At 70.8% G+C, this 8,192-nt stretch carries 9 protein-coding genes; 7 read left to right on the top strand and 2 right to left on the bottom strand.

Going from position 1 to position 8,192, the window contains the following annotated elements:
* Positions 1–57: 57 nt before the first annotated feature.
* Genes esxG through eccE form a run of 6 tightly spaced genes read left to right on the top strand, consistent with a single transcriptional unit; the run spans position 58 to position 5,432 of the window.
* Positions 58–351, top strand: coding sequence for a type VII secretion system protein EsxG (esxG, locus tag A9X05_RS23800; RefSeq protein WP_067278108.1), 294 nt, complete (start codon positions 58–60; stop codon positions 349–351).
* Positions 352–389: 38 nt separating this feature from the next.
* A complete protein-coding gene (locus A9X05_RS23795) occupies positions 390–680 on the top strand; it encodes a WXG100 family type VII secretion target (RefSeq protein WP_067278112.1) in 291 nt (96 codons plus the stop codon).
* Positions 681–690: 10 nt separating this feature from the next.
* Positions 691–1,560 (top strand): ESX secretion-associated protein EspG, encoded by an 870-nt coding sequence (locus tag A9X05_RS23790; protein ID WP_067784385.1) that lies wholly within the window; start codon positions 691–693, stop codon positions 1,558–1,560.
* 34 nt (positions 1,561–1,594) lie between these two features.
* Positions 1,595–3,058, top strand: a complete 1,464-nt coding sequence (gene eccD, locus A9X05_RS23785; protein WP_156670266.1) for a type VII secretion integral membrane protein EccD — start codon at positions 1,595–1,597, stop codon at positions 3,056–3,058.
* Complete coding sequence (gene mycP / locus A9X05_RS23780; RefSeq protein WP_067760830.1) at positions 3,055–4,449, top strand: type VII secretion-associated serine protease mycosin; 1,395 nt, start codon at positions 3,055–3,057, stop codon at positions 4,447–4,449. The genes eccD and mycP overlap by 4 nt, the downstream gene beginning before the upstream one ends.
* Positions 4,446–5,432: a type VII secretion protein EccE gene (gene eccE / locus A9X05_RS23775; RefSeq protein WP_197499184.1), complete on the top strand. Its 987-nt coding sequence runs from the start codon at positions 4,446–4,448 to the stop codon at positions 5,430–5,432. The genes mycP and eccE overlap by 4 nt, the downstream gene beginning before the upstream one ends.
* On the opposite strand, the gene A9X05_RS23770 is transcribed toward eccE, so the two are convergent.
* Complete coding sequence (locus A9X05_RS23770; RefSeq protein ID WP_067760833.1) at positions 5,422–6,615, bottom strand: S9 family peptidase; 1,194 nt, start codon at positions 6,613–6,615, stop codon at positions 5,422–5,424. The genes eccE and A9X05_RS23770 overlap by 11 nt on opposite strands.
* A gap of 121 nt (positions 6,616–6,736) precedes the next feature.
* Between A9X05_RS23770 and A9X05_RS23765 the strand changes: the two genes are divergently transcribed.
* Positions 6,737–7,522 (top strand): trans-aconitate 2-methyltransferase, encoded by a 786-nt coding sequence (locus tag A9X05_RS23765; RefSeq protein WP_067760835.1) that lies wholly within the window; start codon positions 6,737–6,739, stop codon positions 7,520–7,522.
* Here the strand turns inward: A9X05_RS23765 and A9X05_RS23760 are convergent.
* On the bottom strand, positions 7,519–8,192 hold a 674-nt coding region (locus tag A9X05_RS23760; RefSeq protein WP_368664945.1), incomplete at its 5' end, for a sulfatase/phosphatase domain-containing protein. The genes A9X05_RS23765 and A9X05_RS23760 overlap by 4 nt on opposite strands.

Genomic DNA, 8,192 nt, shown 5'->3' with positions numbered 1-8,192 from the left:
CCGCCCGATGCTCGTCAGTCACCGAAACCCCATGAGACCGCAGAGAAAGGAAGCACCATGAGTATGTTGGACGCCCACATCCCGCAGTTGGTGGCCGCGCAGTCGGCCTTCAGTGCCAAGGCGGCGTTGATGCGCAGCACCATCAGTCAGGCCGAGCAGGAGGCCATGTCGGCACAGGCGTTCCACCAGGGCGAGTCCTCGGCCGCGTTCCAGGCCGCGCACGCCCGCTTCGTCGAGGCAGCCGCGCGGGTCAACACCCTGCTCGACATCGCCCAGGCCAACCTCGGCGACGCCGCGGGAACCTACGTCGCCGCCGACGCCGCCGCGGCGTCCGGCTACAACGCCTTCTGATCGAGCTTCAGCCGCCAACAACCGCGAAAGGACTTCTCATGTCCCAAATCATGTACAACTACCCGGCGATGTTGAGCCACGCCGCCGACATGGCCGGCTACGCCGGCACGCTGCAGGGGCTGGGTTCGGACATCGCCAGCGAGCAGGCCACGCTGTCCAACGCCTGGCAGGGCGACACCGGTATGACCTACCAGGCCTGGCAGGCCCAGTGGAACCAGGCGATGGAAAGCCTCGTGCGGGCCTACCAGTCGATGGCCAGCACCCACGAGGCCAACACCACGTCCATGCTCGCCCGGGACCAGGCCGAAGCCGCCAAGTGGGGCGGTTAGTTCCTGTCAGATGAGTGCTGAGCCCAACGCCGTCGAGCTGACGGTCGATCACGCCTGGTTCATAGCGGAAACCATTGGGGCGGGTAGCTTCCCGTGGGTGCTGGCGATCACCTCGCCCTACACCGATGCCACGCAACGCCAGGCGTTCCTCGACCGTCAGCGAGCCGAGCTGACCCGGATGGGTCTGGTATCGGAGGGCGGCACCATCAATCCGACGGTGGCCGACTGGATCAGGGTGGTGTGCTTCCCGGAGCGGTGGCTCGACCTGCGCTACGTGGGGCCCGCCAAGGACACCGGCACCGGCGAATTGCTGCGCGGCATCGTGGCTCAGCGTCCCGCGACCAGCGTCAAGACCGTCGTCGCGCTGCGCAGCGCGCAGCTGATCACGTTCACCGCCATGGACATCGACGACCCGCGCGCGCTGGTTCCGGTGCTGAGCGTCGGGCTGGCACAACAACCGCCGGCCCGATTCGACGAGTTCAGCATGCCGACCCGCGTCGGGGCGCGGGCCGACGAGCGGCTGCGCTCGGGCGCCTCGCTGGCCGAAGTCGTTGATTACCTGGGCATCCCGCAGTCGGCCCGGTCGGTGGTGGAGTCGGTGTTCAACGGCCCGCGCAGCTACGTCGAGATCGTCGCCGGCTGCCGCCGCGACGGCAGGCACGCCATCACCGAGGTGGGGATGAGCATCGTCGACGCCGCCGCGGGCCGCGTGCTGGTGAGCCCGTCGCGCGCCTTCGACGGCGAATGGGTGTCGACCTTCGCCCCCGGCACACCGTTCGCGATCGCCCTGGCGATCGAACAGCTGACCGCTTTACTGCCGGAGTCCGAATGGTTCTCCGGCCACCGCTTGGCCCGAGATTTCACCGCGCAACACGCGTAACCCCAACGGAAAAGAGAGCAACGATGTTTCAGGTATGGCCCCAGCGTCCTTCGAGGGTCCGGTGACGTCCGGCGCCGTCATGCCGATCGTCCGCGTGGCAATCCTCGCGGAAAGCAGGCTGACGGAAATGGCGTTGCCCGCCGAGCTGCCGCTGCGTGAGATCCTGCCCGCGGTCCAGCGTCTGGTGGTTCCTTCGGCGTCGAACGGCGAATCCGACGACACGGCCCGGGGCGCCGCCGACCTCGGTGACGCGACCCAACTGAGCCTCGCGCCCATCGGCGGCGCGCCGTTCAGCCTGGACGCCAGCCTGGACACGGTCGGGGTTGTGGACGGTGACCTGTTGGCGCTGCAGCCGGTGCCGGTCGGCCAGGCGGCCCCCGGGATCGTCGAGGACATCGCCGATGCGGCCATGATCTTCTCGACCTCGCGGCTGAAGCCCTGGGGCGCAGCGCATATCCAGCGCGGGGCGCTGGCCGCGGTGATCGCGGTCGCGTTCCTGGCCACCGGGCTCTCGGTCACCTACCGCGTCACCACCGGCGCGCTGGCCGGGCTGGTCGCCGTCAGCGCGATCGCGGCCCTGACCGCGATCGCCGGCCTGCTCGTCGCGGCCCGCTCGCCGCGCACCGCGACGGCGTGCTCGATCGCCGCGCTGGTGCCCATCGGCGCCGCCCTTTCGTTGGCCGTGCCCGGACGGTTCGGGCCGGCGCAGATCATGCTCGCCGCTGCGGGGGTCACCGCGTGGTCGCTCATCGCGCTCATGGTGCCCAGCGCCGAGCGTGAGCGCATCGTCGGGTTCTTCACCGCGACCGCGGTGGTGGGGGCCGGGGTGTTGCTGGCGGCGGGCGCCGAGGTGCTGTGGCACCTGCGGCCACTCGCCATCGGCTGCGGCCTGATCGTCGCGGCGCTGCTGGTCACCATCGAGGCGGCGCAGCTCTCCGCGCTCTGGGCGCGTTTCCCGTTGCCGGTCATCCCGGCGCCCGGTGACCCCACGCCGTCGGCGCCGTCGCTGCGGGTGCTCGAGGACCTGCCGCGGCGCGTGCGGACCGGCGACGCCCACCAGAACGGATTCATCGCCGCCGCAGTGGTTCTCAGCGTCCTGGGCTCCGTGGCGATCACCCTGCGCCCCGAGGCGTGCAGCGGGGTGGGCTGGTACGTGGTGGGCGCCACCGCGGCGACGTCCGTGCTGCGCGCGCGGGTGTGGGATTCGGCGGCGTGCAAGGCGTGGCTGCTGGCCCAGCCGTACCTGACCGCCGGTGCGCTGCTGGTGCTCTACACCGCGACCGGACGCTACGCCGCCGCCCTGGGCGCCGCGCTGGTGCTCGTCGCGCTGACCCTGGTGTGGGTGGTGGTGGCGCTCAACCCGCAGATCGCCGAGCCGGAGAGCTATTCGCTCCCGGTGCGACGGCTGGTGGGCTTCGTCGCGGCCGGGCTCGACGCGTCGCTCATCCCCGCCATGGCATTCCTGGTCGGCATCTTCACCTGGATACTCAATCGATGATCCGATCCGGATCGGCTTGTCTCGCCGCGGCTTTGGCGGCCGTGCTGTGGACGTGTCCGTCGGCGATGGCCATCGAAGCGCCGAAGGTCGATCCGGGTGTCCCGCCGCCCAGCGGGGCCCCGGGCGCCGTGCAGCCGATGGAGCAGCGCGGTCCGTGCACCGTCTCCGGGGTGATCCCCGGCAGTGACCCCGCGGCCGCCACACCCAGCCAGGCCACGCTGAATCTGCCCGGCGCATGGCAATTCTCGCGCGGAGAGGGCCAGCTGGTGGCGGTGCTCGACACCGGGGTGCGGCCGGGTCCGCGCCTGCCCAACGTCGACCCGGGCGGTGACTTCGTCGAGGCGACCGACGGGCTGACCGACTGCGACGGCCACGGCACCCTGGTGGCCGGGCTCATCGCCGGCCAACCGGCTGACGACGGCTTCGCCGGCGTGGCGCCCGCGGCGCGGGTGGTCTCGATCAGGACGACGTCGGCCAAGTTCTCGCCGCGGACGCCCGGGGGAGACCCGCTGATGGCGCGGGCGGCGCTGGACGTCACCACGCTGGGCCGCGCGATCGTGCGTGCGGCCGACCTCGGCGCCCGGGTGATCGACATCTCCACGCTCACCTGCCTGCCCGCCGACCGGCCGGTCGATCAGGCCGCGCTCGGCGCCGCGATCCGTTACGCGGCGGTGGACAAGGACGCGGTGATCGTGGCCGCCGCGGGCAACACCGGAGCGACCGGATCGGTGGGCGGCGGAACCTCCTGCGAGTCCAACCCGCTCACCGACCTGAGCCGCCCGGACGACCCGCGCAACTGGGCGGGCGTCACCTCGGTCTCCATCCCGTCGGTGTGGCAGCCCTACGTGCTGTCGGTGGCCTCCCTGACGCCGGATGGCCAGCCGTCGAAATTCACCATGGCGGGGCCGTGGGTGGGGATCGCGGCGCCCGGGGAACGCATCGTGTCGGTCGGCAACGCCGACGGCGGCGGCCTGGCCAACGGACTGCCCGACGAACACCAGCAGCAGGTCGCGCTGAGCGGCACCAGCTATGCGGCCGGCTACGTCGCCGGCGTCGCGGCGCTGGTCCGCAGCAAGTACCCCGACCTCAACGCCACGCAGGTCATCCATCGCATCACCGCCACCGCGCTGGGCGGCGCACGCGCGCCCTCCAACGTCGTCGGCACCGGCAGCGTGGACCCGGTGGCAGCCCTGACCTGGCAACTGCCCGCGGGCAACCAACCGCCCGCCGCACAGGTCAAACCCGTCGCCGTTCCGCCGGCGCCCGCGCCCAAGGACACCACCCCCCGGACCGTCGCGCTCCTCGGAACCGCCGCGCTGGCTGTGCTCGTCGCAGTCGCGGGCGCGATCGCCGCCACGGCCACCCGCCGACGAAAGGACCACACCCCGTGAGCCCCCAGCGCTGGATGCCAATCCCCGGACCCGGCCGAATCACGCTGGCGCTGTTGGCCGTCGTGCCCGCGGTGATGGCCTACCCCTGGCGGTCACCCCGTGATTACTGGTTGCTCGGGATGGCCGCCGCCGTGGTCGTCGTGTTGTTCGGTTCCTGGCGCGGCTTGTATTTCACCACCCTGGCGCGCCGCCGGCTGGCGATCATCGGGCGCGGCGAGACCGCGGCCGAATCCGATTCGGCCACGGCGACGACAGCGCTGCTGCGGATCGGCGTGCCGGGCGGCGACGCCGACGTGCTGCCATTGCCGTTGATCGCCGGCTACCTGGACCGCTACGGCATTCGGGCGCACAAGATCCGGATCACGAACCGGGACAACGCATCCGACCCATCGAGGCGCGAGACGTGGATTGGTCTCACGATTTCGGCCACTGAGAACCTGGCCGCGCTGCGGGCGCGCTCGGCACGCATCCCGCTGCACGAGACCGCGCAGGTGGCGGCGCGCCGGCTCGCCGACCACCTGCGGGAGCTCGGCTGGGACGTCACCATCGTCGCGCCCGACGACGTTCCCCGGTTGCTCACCTCCAACCCCCGCGAGAGCTGGTCCGGGGTGCAGCGTGGGGCCTCGGATTACCTAGCGGCATACCAGATCCCGGTCGGGGAGGGGCTGGCGGCCACCCTCGAGGCGATCAGGGAGCATCCGGCGCGCGAGACGTGCACCGCGCTGGAGTTCGCCGGTGACGGGACGCACCACACCGTCGCGGCCGCCTGCGCCTTCCTGACCGACACGCCGCCGGAGCGGATCGCCGCGCCGGCGGGGCTGGTACCGGAGCGCGGCAATCACCGGCCCGCGCTGCAGGCACTGGATTTGTTGTCCACCCGGCGGCTCGACGGTCACGCCAAGGTGGCGGCGGGCTTGCTGGCGCAGCTGGACTGGCCGACCCCGGTGCGCGCGGATTCGGTCGCCGAAGCCGCTAGAACATGACGGTCTGCAAAAACGCGGTCATCCGGCGCAGGTAGTCGAGCTGGCTCACGTGCAGCACGTGACTGCCCGGAAACCAGTGCAGCGCACAGCGATCCCAGTGTTCCCACAACTGGACGGCGTGCTGCGGTGGCGCCATCCGATCGCCGAGCCCGGTGATGATCATCCGCCGATCCTTGCTCGGCAGCGGCCGGTAGTTCAGCGGGCTGTGGTAGGACAGCCCGTCGGATAACTCCGCGTGGCTGATGCGGGACAGGCGCAGCCCGAGTCGCACGAGCTTGTTGGCCGGGAACCATTCGTCGAACAGGTTCGCCGGGGCGACGACGGGACAGTTCGGGATGACGGCTTCGAGCCGGTCGTCGACGGAGGCCACCAGCGCCGAGGTGTAGCCACCCAGCGATATGCCGGTCAGCGCGATGCGGTCGACCCCGGTGCCGTGCAGGTAGTCGATGACGGACCGGAAGTCGTGCACGGCCTGGGCCATCGCCTCGGCGAAACCGCTCAGGCCGCCGGCGAAATAGCCGAAACCGCTGAACGGCGAAAGCTTTTCGGCCCGCTTGCCGTGAAATGGCAAGGTGTACAACAGCACGTCGTAGCCGGAGCGGTAATACCAGGGCAGCGCGAAGAACCGCCCGTTGGCCAGGTACGACGATCCCATGAAGCCGTGGATGACACACAGCGTGGGGCGTGGCCCGTCGTCGTGGCGCCAGTGCTGGGCGCGCACGGTGTTGTTGGATCTGAAGGCGGACCACTGCGGGCGCATCGCGGGGTTGATCGCCCTGAAGCTGCTTGGGAACGCGATGTTTTCCACCGTCCCGCCCGCGACCCACTCGGTCAGTGGGCTGGCCCGCCGCGACGACACCCGCGGCGGCTCGGTCGGCGCGGGAAACGACTTCACCGGATCGCGTTGCGCGCCCAGCCCGGCGTAGAAGCTCAGGTTGGCGCGCTCGGCGCGGGCATCGGCGTGCCGCAGGGACGCGGCGACGACGGCGGGTGCCACCGTCGCGGTGAGCAGTGACGACACCCAGGTGCGCAGCGCCAGGTCGCCGATGGCCGAGCCCTCGACTACCATGCGCTGGCGGGGGGACAGCGCCGAATTCGGGGGCAAGCCGCCGTCGTCGACCGGGACGTCCGCGCCTTCGAAGGCGGCGGGAATCGGCGGTTCAATCGAAGTGTTGGGCGCCACGAACGCCGATGCTAACCGGCCGGCGCGGCGGCCGGGGCCACTTGGGCGGCGGGGCCGCATGCGGTAATACCGTTTGTCTATCTCCCCGGCTGGCGGCGGCGCTTTGATCAGGAGGACCGACATGTGGGATCCCGATGTCTACCTGGCCTTTGCGGACCATCGCAGCCGGCCCTTCTACGACCTGCTGTCCCGGGTGGGGGCGGAGCGGGCCCGGCGGGTGGTCGACCTCGGCTGCGGCCCCGGCCACCTGACCGAGTACCTGTCCCGGCGCTGGCCGGACGCGGTGATCGAGGCGATGGACAGCTCGCCGGAGATGGTCGCCGCCGCGAAGGAACGCGGCATCGACGCAGTGATCGGCGACCTGCGGGACTGGAAACCCAAGCCCGATACCGACGTCGTGGTCAGCAACGCCGCGCTGCACTGGGTGCCCGAGCACGCCGACCTGCTGGTCCGGTGGGCGGGCGAGCTGCCGCCCGGATCATGGATCGCCGTCCAGATTCCCGGCAACTTCGAGACGCCGTCGCACGCCACGGTGCGCACCCTGGCCCGTCGGGAGCCCTACGCAAAGGTGATGCGGGACATACCATTTCGCGTCGGCGCGGTGGTGCAGCCGCCGATCCAGTACGCAAACCTGCTGCTGGACGCCGGGTGCAAAGTCGACGTCTGGGAGACCACCTACCTGCACCAGCTGGGCGGGGAGAACCCGGTGCTGGAATGGATCACCGGGACGGCGCTGGTTCCGGTGCGCGAGCGGCTCGGCGACGAAGACTGGGAACGGTTCCGCGAGGAGCTCATCCCGCTGCTGGACGACGCCTACCCGCCCCGGTCCGACGGGACCACGATCTTCCCGTTCCGGCGGGTGTTCATCGTCGCCGAGGTCGGCGGTTCCCGGCGGTCCGGCGGCTAACCGCTCGCCTGTTCCTCGATGCCGCGGTCGGCGGCGAGCGCAGACCGGGCGGTCGGTTTCACCCGATGAATGTGCAGATACGTCTCGGTGTACCGGGCCGAGATGCGGGTGCCGGCGAACTCCGACGGGATTACATCACCCGTACGCTGACGCCAATCATGAAGCCGCACAGCCAAATCGGCCGCGATTTCGTCGGCGTCGGCGTCGCCGGCGGCCAGCAGGTTGGTGGTCTCGGTGGGGTCGGCGCGCAGGTCGTAGAGCTCACGCTGCGGGCGTGGGCCGGTGATGAACGGCGCGACGGCTGCCCCCGACGGGCTCTCCTCGATATCCAACGGCAGGTCGAGCAGCGGCCGCGGGGCGTAATTCTCGATGTAGCTGTATTCCTTGGTGCGAATCGCGCGGATGGGATCGAACGAGTCGTGATAGGTCTTCGTCGTGTATACGTGGTCCCGGACCGGCACGGTGTGCGGGTCGGGCGCGAGGAGGGCGCGGGCGTGCGATACGCCCTCGACGTCGGCCGGAACGTCCACGCCCAGCAGGCCCAGCAGCGTCGGCAGCAGGTCAACGCCGCTGAACAGCTCGTCGTAGACCCGCGGGGGCAGCGCCCGGCCGGTCGGGGGCCTGATGATCATGCCGATGCCGGTTCCCGCGTCATAGAGCGTGGACTTGG

This window comes from Mycobacterium sp. E3298 (assembly GCF_001666895.1).
GTDB lineage: Bacteria > Actinomycetota > Actinomycetes > Mycobacteriales > Mycobacteriaceae > Mycobacterium.
The sequence above is the reverse complement of the archived record's forward strand: the minus strand, read 5'-3'. Positions and strand labels throughout refer to the sequence as shown.